Annotated in this window: 18 protein-coding genes; 2 read left to right on the forward strand and 16 right to left on the reverse strand. The window is 69.6% G+C overall.

The features are described from left to right. Positions 1-61: 61 nt before the first annotated feature. The 16 genes from BLS74_RS05300 to BLS74_RS05375 form a co-directional block, all read right to left on the reverse strand. On the reverse strand, positions 62-1,531 hold the full coding sequence (locus BLS74_RS05300; protein ID WP_093103522.1) for an MFS transporter: 1,470 nt from the start codon (positions 1,529-1,531) through the stop codon (positions 62-64). 80 nt (positions 1,532-1,611) lie between these two features. Then, positions 1,612-2,361, reverse strand: a complete 750-nt coding sequence (locus tag BLS74_RS05305) for a MarR family transcriptional regulator (protein WP_093103524.1) — start codon at positions 2,359-2,361, stop codon at positions 1,612-1,614. 57 nt (positions 2,362-2,418) lie between these two features. Beyond that, positions 2,419-3,819: an acyl-CoA reductase gene (locus BLS74_RS05310; protein ID WP_093103525.1), complete on the reverse strand. Its 1,401-nt coding sequence runs from the start codon at positions 3,817-3,819 to the stop codon at positions 2,419-2,421. After that, positions 3,816-5,171, reverse strand: coding sequence for a hypothetical protein (locus BLS74_RS05315; protein ID WP_093103527.1), 1,356 nt, complete (start codon positions 5,169-5,171; stop codon positions 3,816-3,818). Before BLS74_RS05315 ends, BLS74_RS05310 begins: the two co-directional genes overlap by 4 nt. 10 nt (positions 5,172-5,181) lie before the next feature. Then, entirely contained in the window at positions 5,182-6,021 is an 840-nt protein-coding gene (locus BLS74_RS05320; protein ID WP_093103528.1) for an oxidoreductase, read from the reverse strand. Between the two features lie 204 nt (positions 6,022-6,225). Continuing rightward, positions 6,226-7,047, reverse strand: coding sequence for an enoyl-CoA hydratase/isomerase family protein (locus BLS74_RS05325; RefSeq protein WP_093103529.1), 822 nt, complete (start codon positions 7,045-7,047; stop codon positions 6,226-6,228). Positions 7,048-7,082: 35 nt separating this feature from the next. Continuing rightward, positions 7,083-7,877, reverse strand: coding sequence for an enoyl-CoA hydratase/isomerase family protein (locus tag BLS74_RS05330; RefSeq protein ID WP_093103531.1), 795 nt, complete (start codon positions 7,875-7,877; stop codon positions 7,083-7,085). A 90-nt stretch (positions 7,878-7,967) separates the two neighbouring features. Then, the gene (locus BLS74_RS05335; RefSeq protein WP_093103532.1) at positions 7,968-8,798 is read right to left on the reverse strand and encodes an enoyl-CoA hydratase; all 831 of its coding nucleotides are present in this window, start codon (positions 8,796-8,798) and stop codon (positions 7,968-7,970) included. Beyond that, on the reverse strand, positions 8,798-9,979 hold the full coding sequence (locus tag BLS74_RS05340) for an NADH:flavin oxidoreductase (RefSeq protein WP_093103533.1): 1,182 nt from the start codon (positions 9,977-9,979) through the stop codon (positions 8,798-8,800). Before BLS74_RS05340 ends, BLS74_RS05335 begins: the two co-directional genes overlap by 1 nt. Positions 9,980-9,988: 9 nt before the next feature. After that, positions 9,989-10,966 (reverse strand): NAD(P)H-dependent flavin oxidoreductase, encoded by a 978-nt coding sequence (locus BLS74_RS05345; protein WP_093103535.1) that lies wholly within the window; start codon positions 10,964-10,966, stop codon positions 9,989-9,991. A gap of 3 nt (positions 10,967-10,969) precedes the next feature. After that, on the reverse strand, positions 10,970-12,190 hold the full coding sequence (locus BLS74_RS05350) for an amidohydrolase family protein (RefSeq protein WP_093103536.1): 1,221 nt from the start codon (positions 12,188-12,190) through the stop codon (positions 10,970-10,972). 62 nt (positions 12,191-12,252) lie between these two features. Continuing rightward, positions 12,253-12,573 (reverse strand): 2Fe-2S iron-sulfur cluster-binding protein, encoded by a 321-nt coding sequence (locus BLS74_RS05355; protein WP_093103538.1) that lies wholly within the window; start codon positions 12,571-12,573, stop codon positions 12,253-12,255. 13 nt (positions 12,574-12,586) lie between these two features. Continuing rightward, positions 12,587-13,849, reverse strand: a complete 1,263-nt coding sequence (locus BLS74_RS05360; protein WP_212733635.1) for an NAD(P)/FAD-dependent oxidoreductase — start codon at positions 13,847-13,849, stop codon at positions 12,587-12,589. Beyond that, the gene (locus tag BLS74_RS05365) at positions 13,846-15,084 is read right to left on the reverse strand and encodes a CaiB/BaiF CoA transferase family protein (RefSeq protein ID WP_093103540.1); all 1,239 of its coding nucleotides are present in this window, start codon (positions 15,082-15,084) and stop codon (positions 13,846-13,848) included. Before BLS74_RS05365 ends, BLS74_RS05360 begins: the two co-directional genes overlap by 4 nt. Positions 15,085-15,100: 16 nt before the next feature. Beyond that, entirely contained in the window at positions 15,101-15,328 is a 228-nt protein-coding gene (locus BLS74_RS05370) for a hypothetical protein (RefSeq protein WP_093103542.1), read from the reverse strand. Positions 15,329-15,577: 249 nt separating this feature from the next. After that, complete coding sequence (locus BLS74_RS05375; protein WP_093103544.1) at positions 15,578-15,823, reverse strand: hypothetical protein; 246 nt, start codon at positions 15,821-15,823, stop codon at positions 15,578-15,580. 216 nt (positions 15,824-16,039) lie between these two features. On the opposite strand from BLS74_RS05375, the gene BLS74_RS05380 reads away from it, so the two are divergent. Next, complete coding sequence (locus BLS74_RS05380; RefSeq protein ID WP_093103546.1) at positions 16,040-17,281, forward strand: cytochrome P450; 1,242 nt, start codon at positions 16,040-16,042, stop codon at positions 17,279-17,281. Positions 17,282-17,289: 8 nt separating this feature from the next. After that, positions 17,290-18,891 carry a GMC family oxidoreductase gene (locus BLS74_RS05385; RefSeq protein WP_093103547.1) on the forward strand — a complete coding sequence of 534 codons (1,602 nt, stop codon included), beginning with the start codon at positions 17,290-17,292 and terminating at the stop codon, positions 18,889-18,891. Positions 18,892-18,901: the final 10 nt, after the last annotated feature.

The following is an 18,901-nucleotide window of genomic DNA, read 5'->3' on the forward strand; positions in this document are numbered from 1 at the left end:
CCAATACTCGAACAGTGTTCATATCGTTGCACAGGACCACTGGCACGTCAACCAACGACTATCAGTAGTTACCCGGTGATCCCGATCGACCCGGCACCTGCAACGGCAGCGGCGCCCCCGTGCTGTGTCGGCGCGGCAAGGCCATGGCGAGCAGCACGCCGGCGCCGGCGCAGGCGATGACGAAGGCGAAGGTGAGCAGATAGGCGCCTGGGCTTGGATGCGTGCCGGAGCCCCGGGTCGCATCGGCCACCGTCGAGCTGGCCAGCAGCAAGGTCGCGAACTGCGTGCCGATCGCGGTGCCCACGGTGCGCACCACATGCGACATGCCGTTGATCTCGCTGGTGCGATCGGTTGGCGCGACCTCGACGATCAGGTTCGGGATCGCCGCATAGAGGATCGAGCCGCCGAGGGTGATCAGGAACGCGACTGCGACCAGCAGCCACACGGCGTCGTGATGCAGCAGCACGGCCACCCAGCCGGCGCAGATCACGGCGCTACCGATCAGGGCCGCCCGCCGCGCGCCATGCCGGGCCGCGACATGCCCGCTCCAGGGCGCTCCGAACAGTCCCGCAAGGCTGGCGGGCAACTTGATCAACGCGGCCAGCGTGGCCGTGAGGCCGAGGCCGATGCCGGTCCACGCCGGCTGCTGCGCGAGCAGCAGGATCACGAGCATCAGTTGCGCCGTGCCGAGGCCGAACAGCGCCATCAGTCCCATCGCCAGCCCGGTCTGGCGTTCGGCAAAGCGGCGTACGTCGATCATGGGCTGCGGGTGGCGCCATTCGTGGCGCACCCAGACCGCGATCGCCAGCAAGCCGGCCGCGATCAGCCCGAGCGTGACCGGGTCGGCCGGCCCGCTGCCCTTCATGCGCGTGACGGCCCACAGCAGCAGCGCGACGCCGGGCGCGAAGAGCACCCCGCCGAGCAGGTCGAGACCGCCCACCACCGCACGCTGCACCGAGGGCGGCAGCAGCCACGCGACCGCCACGATCGACAGCGCCGTCTGGCCGACCGAGAACCAGAAGATCCAGCGCCAGCCGGCATGATCGACCAGCCAGCCCCCGAGCAGGATGCCCGCGCCGGCCGTGAAGCTCGCCATCGCCGCGACCCAGCCGATGCCCACCGGCACGCGCTCCTTCGGCAGGTGCTCGCGCACCAGCCCGATCGTGAGTGGCAGCAGCGCCGCCGACATGCCCTGTACCGCGCGGCCGGCGATCAGCCACGGCAGACTGGTGGCGAAGGCGCCGATCAGCGAGCCGGCCATCGCGAACACCAGCGTGAGGATCAGCAGCCTGCGCCGGCCGTACAGATCGCCCAGGCGCGAGCTCAAGCCGGCCGATACCGCGCCGACGAGCAGGAAGGCCGTGATCAGCCAGCCGACGCCGACCGGATCGCCGAACTCGCGCATCAGCGTGGCCAGGGCGCCGTACATCATGCCGACCTCGAAGGAGCTGTTCACCTCGGCGAACACCAGCACGGCGAGGATCAGCAACCAGCGGCGGCTCTCGGCTGCCTTTGGGGGATCGAGCTTCACGAATGTCTCCTCGCGCCCCGTCCCAGGGGCCTTGTCACCTGCTTCCGAGACCGTCGCAGAAAGCGATTGGATCGGAAGGTCTAAGCCGGCCCGTCGAAGGGACCCTCGGCGCCGCCCTCCAACTGCTGCAGCAGGCGCCTCAGGCTGTTCGACAGCCCCCGGCGCTCGTCTTCGGCCAACGCCCGCACCGCCTTGAAGACCGGTGCCGGGTGCGTCATCAAGCGGTCCAGCGTCTGGTCACCGCGCGCCGTCATGCGGACCATCTGCCCGCGCCGGTCGAGCGGGTTGTCGACCCGTTCCACCAGTCCGCGCGCGACCAGCCGGTCGAGCCGCTTCTTCAGCCCCGGCAGCGAGATCCACAGCCGCTCCTTCAGCCCGGTGGGCGTGCTCTCGAAGGGCGGCCCCATGCGCCGCAGCGCGCCCAGCACCATCACCTCGCCGGAATTCAGCCCTTGCGCTGCGGCCAGCGACGCGATGCTGCGCTCGATGTGATGCCCGAGGCGCGTGAGCCGCGCCAGGACCGCGAACACCTGGGGATCGACCTGCGGCCAGGCACGGCGCCAGCTCTCGAGATTGGGCTGCACGACATCGTCGTACGCCGCCGCCGCCGCCGGCGCCACGGGCGCCAATGTCGGCGCCAGGCCGAGTGGCGCCGCGATGCGTGCGAGCACCGACTGCTGCAGGTCGTCGCCCCGTTCGGCGCGCACGATCTGCGGCTGATGCACGCCGGCGCGCCGCGCCAGCTCGCGTTGCGACCAGCCCGCCGCGGTGCGCTTCTGCTTCAGCAACTCGGCCCATGAGGATTCGCTCCGGGGATTGGGTTTTGTCATCGGTACGCCTGCTCGTTGATATCTTTCACGATATCAGCGAAGGCCCCGCACGACCGCTCAGCCTTCGTCGTTGACCCAGCGTACGAAGCGGTTCAGCGGCAGGAAGCCGTCGTGCGAGATACCCGCCTCGAAGGCCACCGCCTTGCCGAGTTCGACGATGCGCTGCACGCCGGCCGCAGCGAGTGCATCGCGCAACTCGGCCTTGCGCTCCGGCGGGTAGACGCCGACGGTCTGCGTCGCGACGCTGGCGCAGCCCACCGCCGAGGCGAGGCTCGTCACCGGCACGACGTTGACGACGCGGCCGTCCGGATGAAAGTCGACCTGCTCTTCCGAGCGGATCACGAGCCCGCGGCCCTCGTAGCCGCCCCAGACGCGGTAATGCGGCTCCATGCCGCGCAGGCCGTCGATCTCGTCGCGCAGCTCGGCCGACAGCGGGCTGCCGACCGCAGAACAAGTCTCGCGCTGCACGCCCAGCCGCGCCTGCAGCAGCGCGCAATAGCGATCAACCTCCTGGACCGAGCCCTCGACGAACTGCACCCGGCTCGACGCGCAGGCCTGCTGGTTCATGATTGTCGCGTCGGTCGCTGCGCGCTCGGCCACTTCGGCGAGCGCGGCGTCGGAAGCGAAGGCCTCGCGGCCGATCAGCGAGATCGAGGTCTTCGGATCGAAGGCCACCAGCTCGAAGCCCGGGCCGATGTATTGCTTGACGCTGCGGATCGTGCTCTCACCGCCCCAGGCCACCACCTTGTCGAAGAACTGCGGCCGGAACAACAGGCTCTCGACCTGGGCGTCGCCGCCGCGCCAGTAGGCGGCCGAAAACGAGCGCACCAGCGGGTGGCCGGGTGCGACCGCCGCCATCGTGCGCAGGATCGCGGTGGCCGTGAAGAGATCGTTGGAAGGCAGCTTGATCAGGTGCACGCCCTTCGTCAGCGCGCCCCGCACCACCGACATCGCGGCCACGCCCGGCGCGTTGCCGGCGATCACGTGGATCAGCCGCGGCGGGAACGCGCGCATCCGGTGGGTGCGCCCGCTCGGCGCGCCGGCGATGACGCGCCAGCCGTCCAGTACGTCGGTGCCGCCGAGTTCCTGCTCGACCTGGAAGATCAAGCCGCGGCGGTCGAACACGCGGCCAAGCCCGGCATAGGAGCGCTGCAGCACGTCGCGCGGCAACGGGCTCGTCCGCATGCTGAACTCGAGCGCCTCGGCGAGCAGCCCGTCGGGGTCGCGCTTCAGCCGCTCGCCGGTCGCCACGAGCAGGTCGATGATCTCCGCGAGCGGCGTGTCGAAGGCGGGGCCGGGCTCGCGGCGCGTCCACACCAGCGCGTTCAGGTTCAGCGCCGGGGTTGCGAAGCGCGCCTGCGGGCTGCCGTACTCGCGGGCCGCTCCGGTGACGACGCTGCCTTGCACGACGTGGCAGACCGGGACCGCGGCACTCGCCATGGTGGTGGTCGTGTTCATGCAGCGATCGCTCCCCGGACATAGGCGTCGATGGTGCCGGCGCAGCCGATGTGGTCGTCCTCGCCCGGCTGCGCGAAGCGCGTGATGTTGTCGAACAGCGTCGGCCCGCGGCGGCCGCAGGGGCAGCGCGGCTTCAGGTCGGCGCTCACCTTGTCGCCGCTGATGAGCCCGCCCCAGCGTCCTTCGTAGAGCAGGTCGAGGAAGGCGAAGCGGCCCTCGACCACGCCATCCTCGCCGTCCTGCGCCCTCAGCAGGCGCTCGCCATCGCGATCGACGATCAGCCAAATCAGCGCCGGCGCGCGGTGGTAGCGCCCGGCCTCGCAGCGCGGCATCACCTGCGCGAGCTCGGTCATGCCGTAGTTGCCCGGGCGCACGACCTGGCCGAAGAAGCGGTCGACCTGCTCCTTGTAATCCAGCGGCAAGGGCACGCCCTTGATGCCGCCGCCGGCGTTGACTACGGTGTCGGGATGGAACGCGCCGTCGCCGATGCCGCGTTCGCGTGCGCGGGCGATCAGCGCCATGTACTGCGCCCACATGCCCGAGATCAGCATCGGCTCCGCGCGGCGGTCGAGGATCGTGTCGAGCAGCTTCAGCAAGCCCTCGCGCCCCTCGGCGCCCTTGCGCGCGGCCTCCTGCTCGAAGGCGGCGATCTCGTCGGGCGTCGCGCTGCCGTCGCCCATCTTCTTGCGCATGGCCGCCATCCGGCTGACATCGGCGATCCGAAGCGGCTGGTCGGTCAGCGCGAAGGTCTGCCCCGGCTTGCCGAAGTTCTCGAAGTTGAACTGGGCGGCCTCGGTCGCGCTGCTCGTGCCCCTGGACGGGCCGAGCCAGAACACCGTGCGATCCGCATTCGCGCGCACGTACGGCCAGCCGACCGAGTACTTGAAGTGGCGCCTCTTCAGGTCGTTGTCGCCCACCGTGTGGTTCAGGAACGAGCACTTGCCAGACGAACCGCTGGTCGCGAGCACCCGGTGGCCGGCCTCCCACAGGCGCGCGAGCCAGTCGTCGACGTCCTTCACGTCGTCGACGTCCACGCCGGTGGTGTCGGCCACCGACAGCGTGTTCAGCCACTGCAGCATGCGGCCCCACTGCCCCTTCTCGACGAAGGACGGCGGGTAGGACTTGTAGACCGTGTGCGCGAACAGCAGAGGAACCAGGTCCTCCAGCTTGCCGATGCGCTCGATGCCGGCGTCCTCGGCGCGGCGCGCGAGCAGCGGGATCTGCGCCTTGCGCTCCTCGAACAGCTCCTGCGCCGCCCGAAGCTGCAGTGCCTCGACGTCGGAGGTCGGCAGGTCGTAGGCGAGGTTCGGGTCGAGGATCATGTCGACCAGTTGCCGGCGGATCGGTGTCATGCTGCCCTCCTCACCGGCCTGGCTCGATGGCCGTGGCGACCGACACGCTCTCCCACTCGGCGAGCTGCTTCATCCTCGCTTCGTAGGCCCCGCGCAGCATGCCGACCGCGTCGGCACCGAGCACCAGCCGCAGCGGCGGCTGCGGCGCCTCCAGCGCCTGGATGATCGCGGCCGCCGCCTTGGCCGGGTCGCCCGGCTCGTGGCCGTGGTAGTGGCCGATGTGGTCACGCGCCTTGTGCGCAGGCGTGCCGGCGTAGGCGTTGATCCGGAGCGCCGCCTGGCGCTGCGAGCCGCCGGCGAACTGCGTGCGGAAGCCGCCCGGCTCGACGATCGTCACCCGAATGCCGAAGGGCGCCAGCTCGGTCGCCAACGCCTCGGTCGCGCCTTCCAGCGCGAACTTGGAGGCGGCATACAGCCCGCAGGCAGGAAAGCCGATCACGCCGGCCACCGACGTGATGTTGAAGATGTGCCCGGCGCGCCGCTCGCGCAAGTGCGGCAGCAGCGCACACACGACCGCGAGCGGGCCGAACAGGTTGGTGTCCATCACCTGGCGCCCTTCGGCATCGGACACTTCCTCGATCGCGCCGAACAGGCCGTAGCCGGCGTTGTTGACCAGCACGTCTATCGTGCCGGCGAGCTTCAGGGCTTTCTGCACGGCCGGTTCAACCGCCTCGATCCGCGTCACATCGAGCAGCAGCGCATGGGCGCGGCCGGGCGCGAGTTGCTCGAAGCGATCGGCCTGCGCAGGCTGGCGCACAGTGCCGACAACGGTGTCGCCGCGCGCAAGCGCGGCCCGGGCGAGCTCGAGGCCGAAGCCGCTCGAGACGCCGGTGATGAGCCAATTTGCCATCTCAGGATCTCCTTCGATCGTTGCTGGCGAAAGCGTTCAACTATGTTTACATCGTTCTATTTTTTATTATCTCGGCAAATCTTCGATGGCGCCGCTTCCAGCCGCAACCGGGTTTACCCGAGCTTGATGATGCGGGGGGCGCTCCGTGACCGGCCCGATCCGCAGGCCCATGCCGCTTGATATGTTTATTAATATCAACCGAGCTCAGGCGCCGCCCGCGCCAGCGCGGGCGGAGAGCTCGTCGTGGATCTGTTTCGCAGCCGCGAGCCCGCCGTCGAAGTCCGCGGCGCGCACAGCGCATTCGACGACGTCGATGCAGCGCAAAGCGGCTTGGCTTGGCACGGCTGCATCGGCCAGTCTGGCGCGACACGCGGCAATCGCCTCGGCCGCGCCGGTGCGCTCGAGCGGCCGGTGGCGCAGCAGCGCCGACGCCGGCGGCCGGCCCGGCTCCAGCGCCGCGGCGAACGCGCGGGCGGCAGCCAGCGGGTCGGCATCGCACAAGCGAGCGAACAAGGGCGTCTGGGCGTAGCGATCGGCGCGCACCGGCTCGGCCGCGAGGATCAGCGCGAGCGCGCGCCTCACGCCGACCGCACGCGGCAGGCGCTGCGACCCGCTCGGCGGCACGACGCCGTGCTTCAGCTCGGGCAGCGCGATGCGTGCGTCGCGCTGTGCGATGCGGTAGTGGCAAGCGAGCGCGAGCTCGAAGCCGCCGCCGATCGCGAAGCCGTGGATTGCCGCGATCACCGGCTTCGTGCACGCCTCGATGCGCGGAAACAGGTGGGCCGACAGGGCCGGCCACTGTCGCTGCAGCGGCGAGTGCAGCTCGGCATAGTCGCCGCCGGCCGAGAAGCCGCGGCCGGCGCCGCCAATCACGATCGCCCGCACCGAAGCATCGGCATCCGCCGCCTCCAGCGCCTGCCACAGCGCGAGCCGCATCGGGTGCGAGAGGCTGTTCACCGGCGCATGCTCGAGCACGAGCTGCAGCACGCCGCCGTCACGCCAATGCTCGCAGCGCACCCGAGTCATGGTCGCGGTCTTCAGTAAGTGACGAGATGTTCCAACTACCGGCCTTCGAAGCGCGGCGCGCGCTTTTCCAGGAACGCACGCACCGCCTCGGCATGGTCGGCACTGGCCATGGCCGCGGCCTGGAACTCCACCTCGCTGCGGATCGCCGCATCGAGACTGTCCACGCCTTGCGCCAGCGCGTTCTTCAGCAGCGCGTTCGCCACCGGCGGCAGCGCCGCGTATTCGTGCGCCACCGCAAGCGCTTGCGGCAGCGCCCCGCCGGACTCGGCGAGCTCGTTGGCCAGGCCGATCCGGTGCGCCTCCGCGCCGTCGAACACCCGCGCGAGGCCGAGGATCTCGCGGGCCTTCGCACGACCGACCCGGTGCTGCAGGCTCCACAGCGCGCCCATGTCCGGCATCAGGCCCACCTTGACGAACGCGGCACCGAACTTCGCGTCTCGCGCAGCGACCACATGGTCGGCGAGCGAGGCGATCGACAGGCCCGCGCCCATCGCCGAGCCCTCGACTGCCGCAACCACCGGCTTCGGCCCGAGTGCGATGAGCCGGATCAGCGCGCTCACCAGCTGCCAGCGCTCGCGGTTCTCGAGCAGCGTGCGCGCTTCCATCTCGCTGATGTCGCCGCCGGCGCAGAAGTGTCCGCCGGCGCCGGTGAGCACGATCGCGCGGACCTCGGCATCGGCCATTACCGCTTCGAGCCGTTCGCGAAGCTGGGTGCGCATCTGCAGGCAGTAGGCATTGCGGCGCGCCGGGAAGCGGAGCGTCAGCACCGCGACCGCGCCTTCGCGTGTCATCGGCACCATGTCGGCGGGGCGGTCGACGGGCTTGGTCATTGGCTAACCTCCCCCACGCTTGTCACTTCGTGTACTGCGCTGCCCCCCGAGGGGGCGCGCCTTCGGGCGGCCGGGGAGGCGCTCATCGGGTCACCGCCCTTCGAAGCGCGGCTCGCGCTTCTGCTGGAAGGCCGCGAGCGCCTCCTTGCAGTCCTCGCTCAGGCGGCAGCGGATCATGTTGCGCGCCTCGAGGTCGAGCACCTGCTGCAGCGTCTGGTGCGCGGCGGCGTGGATGTTCTCCTTGATCGCCCGCCAGGCGAGCGCCGGCCCGTTCGCCAGCCGCAGTGCGAACGCGTCGGTCGCGGCATCGAGCTCGGCTTCGGGCAGGACACGGTTGACCATGCCCAGCGCCAGCGCCTCGGCGGCGCCGACACGGTCGCAGAGCATGTAGATCTCCTTTGCCTTCGAGGGGCCGACGAGTTGCGTGAGGAAGTAGCTGCCGCCGTAGTCGCCCGGCGTGCCGATCTTCGCGAAGCTCGAGACGAAGAAGGCATTGTCGGCGGCGATGCGGAAATCGCACGCGAGGGCGAGCGAGAAGCCGAGCCCGGCCGCCGGCCCACGCAGCTTCGCGATCGTCGGCTTGCCCATGTCGTGCAGCAGGAACGAGGCTTCGGCGAGGCGCCGCAGGCGGTCGACCCGCGCCTCATGCGCCTGCCAGAGCTCGGTCTGGCCGAACTCCTGCGCGATCGCGTCGTCCGGGTCCGGCGCGCCCATCGAGCGCACGTCAGCACCGGTGCAGAAGGCCGCGCCGGCGCCGGTCAGCACGACGACCTTCACGCGCGGATGGCGCGCTGCATCGACCAGCCGGCGCACCAGCAGGTTCTGCCCGGTGGTGTCGATCGCGTTCCTGACCTCGGGGCGGTCGATCGTCAGGGTCAGCACGCCGGTGTCGGCGAGCGCCCAGGTGATGGCCTCACTCATCAGTACAACTCCTTCATCCGCTGCTCGTCGAAGGCCGGCAACGCGTGCCCGTGACGCAGCTTCTCGGTCCATCTCGGTTCGTTCAAGAGCGCGCGGCCGACCGCGACCAGATCAAACTCGGCGCGCTCGAATCGCTTCATCAGCAGCGCGACATTGTCTGACCCGCCGGCACGGCCGTCGCGCTTCGAATCGTAGAAGCCGCGGTCCAGCCCGATGCCGCCGATCGCCATCGCGAGCTTGCCGGTGAGCTTCCTGGCCCAGCCCGACAGGTTCAGCGGCGAGCCCTCGAACTCGGCGCGGTCGAAATAGCGCACGCTGCCGTCGAACACGTCGACGCCGGCATCGGCAATCGGGCCGAGCACCTCCTCGAGCTCCTGCGGCGTCGATGCGAGGCGGGCCTTGAAATCCTGTTGCTTCCACTGCGAGAAGCGGAAGAAGATCGGCAACGACTCGCCCGCCTCGCGCCGGATCGCGCGCACCACTTCGGCGGCGAAGCGCGCCCGGGCGCGCCGCTCGCCGCCCCAGGCGTCGGTGCGGCGGTTCGTCTCGTCCCACAGGAAGGTGTCGATCAGGTAGCCGTGCGCACCGTGGATCGCGATGCCGTCGAAACCGGCCTCGCGCGCGTGACGGGCGCTGCGCGCGTAGGCATCGATCACGTCCTGGATCTCGCGCTCGGTCATTGGCCGTGTCGGCGCCTGCACGCGTTCGGCGTATGCCGGGTCGATCGAGGTCATGCGGCCCGCCGGGCCCCAGAGACCCGATGGACGCAGCGACGCGGCCTCCGGATGCGGGCCGGTCCCGGGTTCGCGCATCACGCCCTGGTGCCAGAGCTGCGGCACGATCCGGCCGCCGGCGGCATGCACCGCATCGACGACGCGCTTCCAGCCGGTGAGCGCCGCCTCGCCATGGAGGTGCGGCAGGTTGCTTTCGCCGAGGCCCGCATCGCCGAGCGCCGCAGGATGATCGATGCCCACGCCCTCGGTGATCAGCAAGCCGGTGCCGCCCTCGGCACGGCGCCGGTAGTAGGCGGCGACGTCGTCGCCCGGCACGCCGCCGGGCGAGAAGTTACGCGTCATCGGCGCCATCACGATGCGGTTGGCGAGCTGGAGGCCCCGGATCGCGATCGGTTCGAACAAGGGCGCGACATCGATGGGTGCGGATGGATCGGATGGATCGTTCATGGCCTCGGCCTAGGCGGCGCCCAGCAGCGCCGGCAGACGCTGCTCGATCGCGGCGCGCGCCTCCACCAGCATGCGCTCGATCAGCTCGGCGCAGCTGGGCAGATCGTCGATCAGGCCGACGCACTGGCCGATCGGCAGCGCCGCATCGTCCGCGGCGCCGCTTTCCATCGCCAGCATCCAGCGCGGCGCGCCGATCAGCGGCAGGAGGTCCCCGTGCGTCGTCGCCGGCTGCGCCTCGAGGGCGAGCGCTTCGGCGGCCGTGCGGTTCTTCAGCACGCGGATGCTGTCACCGAAGCGGCGGCCGACCAGCGTGGTGTCGGTTTCAGACGCGGCGAGCATGCGCGCCTTGACCTGCGGGTGCAGGGGCGACTCGCGCGTCAACAGGAAGCGCGTGCCCATGCAGACGCCCTCGGCGCCCAGCGCCAGGGCCGCGACCAGGCCGCGCCCGTCGGCAATGCCGCCGGCGGCCAGCACCGGGACCTTCAGCGCCCGCGCCGCGGCCGGGATCAGCACCAGGCCCGGCACGTCGTCAGCGCCCGGGTGGCCGGCGCATTCGAAGCCGTCGATGATCACCGCATCGACGCCGAGCGACTCGGCCTTCAGCGCATGGCGCACGCTGGTGGCCTTGTGCATCACCTTGACGCCGGCATCCTTCAGCGCATCGAGATACCGGGCCGGGCTGCCGCCGGCCGTCTCGACGACCGGAATGCGCTCTTCGCAGACCACCCGCACGTAGCCATCGACGTCAACGCCGCTGGCGCCCGGCAGCAGCGTCAGGTTGACGCCGAAGGGCCGATCGGTCATCGAACGGGTGCGCTCGATCTCGCGGCGCAGCGCCTCGGCATCCGGCTGCGTGTGCGCCGACAGGATGCCGAAGGCGCCGGCGTTCGAGACCGCGGAGACCAGCTCGGCGCGCGAGGCCCATCGCATGCCGCTCTGCACGATGGGAAGCCGGCTGCCGAGCAGCGCACTCACCTTGGTCTTCATGCTTCACACCACCGGCGCGAGGAAGCGCCGGCCGTTGTCATGCATCACGCCCTGCGTCTGCTCGGCCCCGAGCTGCTTGCAGGCCTCGTCGGCGAAGTCGCGCGGCGCCGGCACGCCTTCGGCATGCGGGTAGTCCGAGCCCATGATCATCCACTCGTGCGAACCGACCTGGTCGACGATCGTCTTCAGGTCGTCCTCCGGATAGGCCACCACGCTGACATGGCGCTGGAAGATCCGGCTCGGCCGCTCCTTCAGCTGCCCGCCCGGCCAGTAGCCGTTCTTCGCCATGCCGCGGCACTTGTCCATCTTGATCAGCATGGTCGGCACCCACTCGGCGCCGTTCTCGGCCGACAGTACGCGCAGGTTGGGGAAGCGCGCGAAGAAGTTCCAGAAGATCAGCGACGAGATCGTCTCCACCACCGGCCGTTCGCTGTAGCCGTGCATCCAGACGAAGGCGGTCTGGCGCTGGCGCGACTGCTGCACCGGCTCGCCCCACACCGCCATGTGGTCCTTCATGTAGATCGCCTCCGACACGTGATAGACCACGCGGCAGTGCGCTTCGTTGAGGATGGACCAGAAGCGGTCGAAGTCAGGATGCGCCGGCGGCTTGCCGCCGAAGGGCCCCATCGGCATCAGGAACAGGCGCGTGCCGTTCCTGATGGCCCATTCGGCCTCGGCGCAGGCGGCGTCCAGGTCGTCGAGCGAGACCAGCGGCGCGGAGTAGATGCGGTCCTTGTAGTTGAAGCCCCAGTCGTCGAGCATCCAGCGGTTGTAGGCATGCATCACCGCCGCCGCGGCCTTCGGCTCGTCGAGGTAGCTGATCGACGCGACCATGTTGCCGCAGTAGAGGAAGCAGCCTTCGACGCCGAACTCGTCCATCTTCGCGAGGCGGGCGTCGCGGGCATACATGTCTTCGGTCATCGGCACGCGCATGTCGACGTTCTCCTTGCCCTCCTTCTGCGCGCGCAGCCACTCGTGCAGCTTGCCCGGCGGCGGCACGCGGCCGTCCTCGGAGTAATAGCCGGCACTGATCTCGACCTTGCGCTGGCCCACGTACATCGCGTATTCGCCGTCGGCGCCGACCTTCCACTCGTAGCTCCAATCCTTCCTGAACTGTTCGGGCAGGTAGCGGCTGAAGGAATCGGGGGTTTCGTAGAGATGGGTGTCGCCGTCGAAGATCGGGCCCTTGAAGAGCGGTGCAGCAGAAGTGGTGGTGGTCGTCATCAGGTTCTCCGGGGATGGGATGCCATGCCGCGCGGTCGCGGCACGGCTCGAATTGGGGTGCTTCAGACTTGCGATGCGGGCAGGCGGATCACGAGGCCCTCGATCGCGGGCGTGACGCGCAACTGGCACGACAGGCGGCTTGTCTCGCGCTGCTCGAGCACGCACTCGAGCATGTCGCGCTCGGTGGATTCCGGCGGCGGCAGCCTGGACATCCAGGTTTCGTCGACGTAGCAGTGACAGGTAGCGCAGCTGCAAGAGCCGCCGCAGTCGGCGAGGATGCCGGGCACCATGGCGTCGATGGCGCCCTGCATGACCGACTGGCCGACTTCGGCGTCGACCTGGTGCTCGGCACCGGTGTGCTCGATGATCGTGAAACGGGGCACGGTGGTTTTCTCCTTATTGGGGCAAGGCTTCCGCAAGCAGGCTCTTCAGCGGCGCGCCGTCGTCGACCAGCCGCTCGGGCGGGAGGGCCATGCGTTCGCCGACGATGCGCCTGGCCAGCATGAACTCGGCCGGGCGATTCACGGTGTCGACCGCGATCACGCGTTCGCCCTTCAGGTAGAAGGCCGAGAACGAGCGCTGCTCGACCGAGCCGCGCAACAGGAACTGGTCATGGCCCTGCGACAGGCCGACCATCTTCAGCTTCAGGTCGTACTGGTCGGACCAGAACCACGGCGCGCTCTCGAACGGCCGCTCATGCCCGAGCAGCGCCGCCGCCGCGGAGCGCGCCTGTTCGAGCGCATTCGGCACCGACTCGAGCCGCACGCAGCGGCCATACAGCGCGCTGTCGAAGCGCGTGCAATCGCCGGCCGCGACGACCAGCGGGTCGCTGGTGCGGGCGCAGGCGTCGATGCGGATGCCGTCGTCGACCGCAAGGCCGGCGGCGGCGGCGAGTTCGGTATTGGGCACCAGGCCGATGCCGACGATCACCAGGTCGCAGGCCAGGCGCTCGCCGTCGGCGCAATGCACGCCGGTGACCCTGCGGCGCGCGGCATCGAGCGCGAAGCCGTCGACCTGCACGCCGATGCGCAGGTCGACGCCGGCTTCGCGGTGCACCTGCTCGTAGAAGGACGACACGCGCGGCGCGGTCACCCGCGCGAGCACGCGGTCGGCCGCCTCCAGCACGGTGACCTTCAGCCCGGCCTTCACCGCCACCGCGGCCACCTCGAGGCCGATGTAGCCGCCGCCGACGATCGCGACGCGCGCACCAGGCTCGAAGTGCCGGCGGATGCGATCGACGTCGGCGAGCGTGCGCAGGTAGTGGAAGTTGTCGGCGCCGACGGCCGCGCCCGCGATCGCCGCCGGCAGCGGACGCGGGCGCCCACCGGTGGCCAGCGCGAGCCGCGCATAGCCGATCGAGGAGCCGTCCTCGAACGCGACGCGCCGGTCCGCTCGGTCCACGGCCTGCACGCGCCGGCCCTGCACCAGCTCGACGCCGGCCTTCTCGAGCGTGGCGCGCGCCTTCAGGTGCAGCGAGTCGAGCGTCGCGGTGCCGGCCAGATAGGCTTTCGACAGCGGCGGCCGGTGGTAGGGCAGCGCGGTCTCGTCGCCGACCAGCTGGATGCGGCCCTGCCATCCGGCCTCGCGCGCCTGCACCGCGAGCTCGGTGCCGGCATGTCCGGCACCGATGACGACCAGCGCATCGCGCTCGCCGCTCACACGATGCCCTTCGACTTCAAGCGTTCGATCTCCTCGGCGGCCAGGCCGAGCAGGCCGCGGTAGATCTCGTCGTTGTGCTGGCCCAGCGTCGGCGGCGCGGTGTAGTCGGTGATCGGCGTGTCCGAGAACTTGATCGGATTGGTGCAGATCCTGACGCTGCCGGCCAGCGGATGCGGCACCTCCGTGGCCAGGCCGCGGTGCTGCGCCTGCGGATCGTCGAACACCTGCTTGAGATCGCGGATCGGCCCGGCCGGTACGCCGGCCGTTTCCATCGCGGCGAGCAGGTCGGTCTGGCGCCAGCGGCGCGTGATCGCATCGAAGGTGGCGGCGAGCAGCTTGCGGTTGCCCACGCGCAACGGGTTGGTCGCGAAGCGCGGGTCGTCGGCCAGCTCGGGATGCTGGAGCGCGACGCAGAAGCGGCGGTACTGCTCGTCATTGCCGCACACCACCATCACGCCGCCGTCGGCGCACGGGAAGACCTGCGACGGCAAGCCGCCGCTGCCCTGCGTGCCGCGCCGCACCGGCACCTCGCCGGTCGCCAGGTACTGCGCCGCGTAGTGCGACAGCGAAGCCACCAGCGAGTCGAAGAGCGCGACATCGACGTGCTGGCCGCGGCCGCCGCTGGCCTCGCGGTTCGCATCGCGCTCGTAAAGGGCCGTGATCACGCCGATCGCGGCGAACTGCCCGGCCACGAAGTCGGCGATCGAGGGGCCGGTCTTGACCGGCGCACCGCCCTCCTCGTCCGCATATCCGGTCACGCTCATGAGGCCCCCCATGGCCTGGAAGATCGAGTCGTAGCCGGGGCGCGGCGCATAGGGCCCGGTCTGGCCGAAGCCCGTCACCGAGCAATAGACGAGGCGCGGATTGAGCTCGCGCAGGCTTGCCTGGTCCAGGCCGTAGCGCTTCAGGTCGCCGACCTTGAAGTTCTCGACCAGCACGTCCGACATCGCGGCCAGCCGGCGCGCCAGCACCTGGCCCTCGGGCTGGGCGAGGTCGAGCGTGATCGACTTCTTGTTGCGGTTGCTGCCCAGGATGATCGGCGTCTCGTGCGTGTCGCGGCCGTCGCGGTCCTTCAGGAACGGCGGGCCCATCCTGCGCGCATCGTCGCCCGCGCCGGGGCGCTCGACCTTGATCACCTCGGCACCGAGGTCGCCGAGCATCTGCGCGGCCAGCGGGCCGGCGATGACGCGCGACAGATCGAGAACGCGAATGTGCGAGAAGGGCTTTCTGGACATGGCATTGAAGTGAGGATCAGGTCCCCTGGAGTGTCGGTCGCGGCACCTGCGCCAGCAAGGCGGCGCTGCTGCGCGCGAGCAGCTCCAGACCGCTTTCGGCGCCCTTCTGTGCGCACTCGCGTGCGTAGGCCGCGTCGCGCCAGAAGCGCGGCACATCCACCCACCAGCCACGTCCGGCCATCAGCCACTTGAATGCGACGAGCTCGGTCAACGTGCCGTTCGAATCGATTTGCAGGCTGTTCATAAGACTCACCTCGCTGTTCGTATAGTCGAATGATAGTCTACTTTGAGAACATTGCAAACCCTTTGCGGCATGCCTTCACATGCCGGTGCAGCCCGACGCCACGGGCGGCCGCAGGGCAATTCCATCAGGGGGCAGACGCGCCTGCACAAGCCATCGCGCGATGGCATCGCAGGGCATCCGAAGCGAATTCCGGCTCAGGCTCGCCGCGAGGTGCGCGCGAGCCCGGACGCGGTCGGCAAGGCGCCGACCTCAGCGGCGCGACGCCGCGAAGACCTGGCCGATCGAGCCTCCCAGATGGCCGTAGGCACGAACCATCTCGTGGTAGCACTCCTGGGCCGTCGCAGCCGGCAGGTTGCTGCCGCCCGCCCGGCAGACTTCGGCCTTCGAGGGGGGCGCGGCGCGCGCCTCATCGGACGCGTCCGACTTCAGATAGCCGAGCGAGCCGAACAAGCCCACTGCCGAGCCGATTGCCAACACTTTCAGACCACTGAGCATTTCAGTCTCCTCAGGCGACCCCTGCGCCGGCGACCCCATCAACACCGTGCGACTATCCGTATGACAGTCGTTCTATTAGGTGAATACTATTCTGAATTTAATCCGTCATGATCCGGGAAAACCCGAGACAGTTGCTCGCGTGACGTAGAAGGCGGAGTCGTATAGTTGAACATCGTTCTGCAATAGCAATGCCGCCGATATTCGACAAGGATCACCATGGGCGCCATCCCCCGCATCCAGGACTTCGACGACCCGGCCTACGACCCGTTCGTCTCCGATGACGCCGCGTTCGGCGAGCATGACGATCCCTACCCGCAGCTTGCCCGGTGGCGCGAACAAGGGCTGGTGCATGCCTTCGACTACCGCAGCGCGCTGGGCCTGCATCCGGACGTGACGATGGTGGCTCTGCCGGCGTACCTGGTGCTCGGCTACGACGCGGTCGAGAGCGTCTTCCTGGATCCGCAGACCTACTCGAACGGCATCTACGCGCGCAACCTGGGCATCTCGTTCGGCCAGAGCGTGAGCACGATGGATGCGCCGGACCATCCGCGCTATCGCAAGATCTTCCAGAAGGCTTTCCTGCCGAACAGGGTATCGAAGTGGGGCGAGACGCTGGTCGATCCCGTCGTGGCATCGCTGATGGAGAAGTTCAGCGGCCGCGGCCGAGCCGATCTGGTGCAGGAGCTCACCCACCACTACCCGTTCCAGATCATCTACAGGCAGCTGGACCTGCCGCCGGAGGACGTCGGCATCTTCCACAAGCTGGCGATCGCGCAGACGGTGGTGTCGTATGACGTGGCCCACGGCACCGAGGCGTCGCTCAAGCTGGGCGTGTATTTCAAGGCCCTGTTGCAGGAGCGGCGCGCGGACCCGGGCGACGACCTCGTGAGCCTGCTGTCACATGCCGAAGTCGACGGCGAGCGCCTGCCCGAAGAGATCCTGATCTCCTTCCTGCGGCAGCTCGTCAATGCAGGCGGCGACACCACCTACCGAGGCACGAGCATCCTGCTGACCGGCCTGCTGACCCATCCGGACCAGCTCGAGGCGGTGCGCAAGGACCGCTCGCTGATTCCGCAGGCGATCGAGGAAGCCTTGCGCTGGGACGGCCCTGTGCTGATCGCGACACGCACACCCTCGGTCGACACCGAACTCTGCGGGGTGAAGCTGCCGGCAGGCGCCTGCCTTTCGGTGGCATCGGGCTCGGCGAATCGCGATCCCGCGCGCTTCGAGAACCCGGACCGCTTCGACATCTTCCGCAAGAAGCAGCGCCATTTCGCGTTTGCGTTCGGGCCCCATGTGTGCATCGGCCAGCACCTCGCGCGCGTCGAGATGACGCGCGCGCTGAATGCGATCCTCGACCATCTGCCGAACCTGCGCCTCGATCCCGACATGCCGCCACCGCGGATCCAGGGCGCGATGATGCGCGTGCCCAAGCACATCCACGTGCGCTTCGACTGAGCGCTGCAGTGACCGACGCGACCTACCTCATCGTCGGCGCCGGCTCGGCCGGCTGCGTGCTGGCCAACCGCCTCAGCGAGAACCCCGCCCACCGGGTGCTGCTGATCGAAGTCGGGCCCGAGGACCACAGTCCCCTGATCGCCATGCCCAAGGGCTTCGGCAAGCTGCTCGCGGACCCGAAGCATGCCGACTACATCCCTGTGGCGCCCCACGCCGGCAACGGCAGCCGGCAGGAGGTCTGGGCGCGCGGAAAGATGCTCGGCGGCTCGAGCGCGATCAACGGCATGGTCTACATGCGCGGCCATCCTGCGGACTACGACGAGTGGGCCTCGCAGGGCGCCGCCGGCTGGGGCTGGGCCGAAATCGCGAAGAGCTTCAAGGCGATCGAAGACCACGCACTCGGCGCCGACGACCTGCGCGGTGCCGGCGGGCCGCTGAAGGTGACGCCGCACGGCGAGCGCACCGAGCTGGCAGAAGCAACGATCGCCGCCTGTGCGCGCCTGGGCCTCGAGCACCGCGACGACCTCAATCGTCTCGATCACGAAGGCATCGCCTACCTGAGCTACACGATCCGCGATGGGGTGCGGCAGAGCGCCGCCGCCGCCTTCCTGACCCCGGTGCGATCCCGCCCCAACCTGACGGTGCTCACCGAGACGCGGGTCCGCCGCGTCCTGTTCGACGGCCGGCGGGCCGTCGGCGTCGAGGCAGTGGTCAATGGCCGCGCCCAGCGTTTCGACGCGACGCGCGAGGTCATCCTCTGCGCCGGCGCGCTCCAATCGCCGCGCCTGCTGCAGCTCTCCGGCGTCGGTGACGGCGAGCATCTTCGCTCCCTGGGAATCCGGGCGGTGGCGCACAACCTGGCCGTCGGGCTCCACCTGCGCGAGCACCTGCTGTACATGGCACAGTGGCGGCTCGCCGACTGGCGCCATTCCCAGAATCGCGAGTTCAGCGGCTGGCGCCTCGGGCTCCATGCGACCAGGTACCTGTCGACGCGCAGCGGCGTGATGGCGACGGGCTCGTATCCGGTCGGCGGCTTCTACCGATCGTTGCCCGGCGCCGCGCGGCCCGACGCGCAGCTGATGATGTGCCCCTTCTCGCTCGATTTCGCGGCGGGCGGCATGGCGATGGAAGACTTCCCCGGCATGCAGCTCTTCAGCTACGGGCTGCGCCCGCGCAGCCAGGGTCATCTGCGCATCGTCTCGCCCGACGCGGACGTGCCGCCCGAGGTCGACCCCAACTACCTCGCCGAGGAGGAAGACCGCCGCATCGCGATCGCCTCGATGCGCTTCATGCGCCGCGTCGCGGAACAACCGAGCCTGGCGGCATGGATCACAGCGGAGACTCGACCGGGCCCGGCGGTGCAGAGCGACGAACAGATCCTGGACGCCTTCCGCAGCGGCGGCCAGAGCGGCTACCACGCCTGCGGCACCTGCCGCATGGGCGGCGACGAGCGCAGCGTCGTTGATCCGCGGCTCAAGGTGCGCGGCGTCGAGGCGCTGCGCGTGATGGACCTGTCGATCGCGCCGACCATGCCCGCCGGCAACACCAACGGTCCGGTGATGGCGATGGCATGGCGCGCGGCCGATCTGATTCTGGAGGATGCGCGATGACGAGCGGCTT

Source organism: Variovorax sp. CF079, assembly GCF_900101545.1.
Lineage (GTDB): Bacteria > Pseudomonadota > Gammaproteobacteria > Burkholderiales > Burkholderiaceae_C > Variovorax.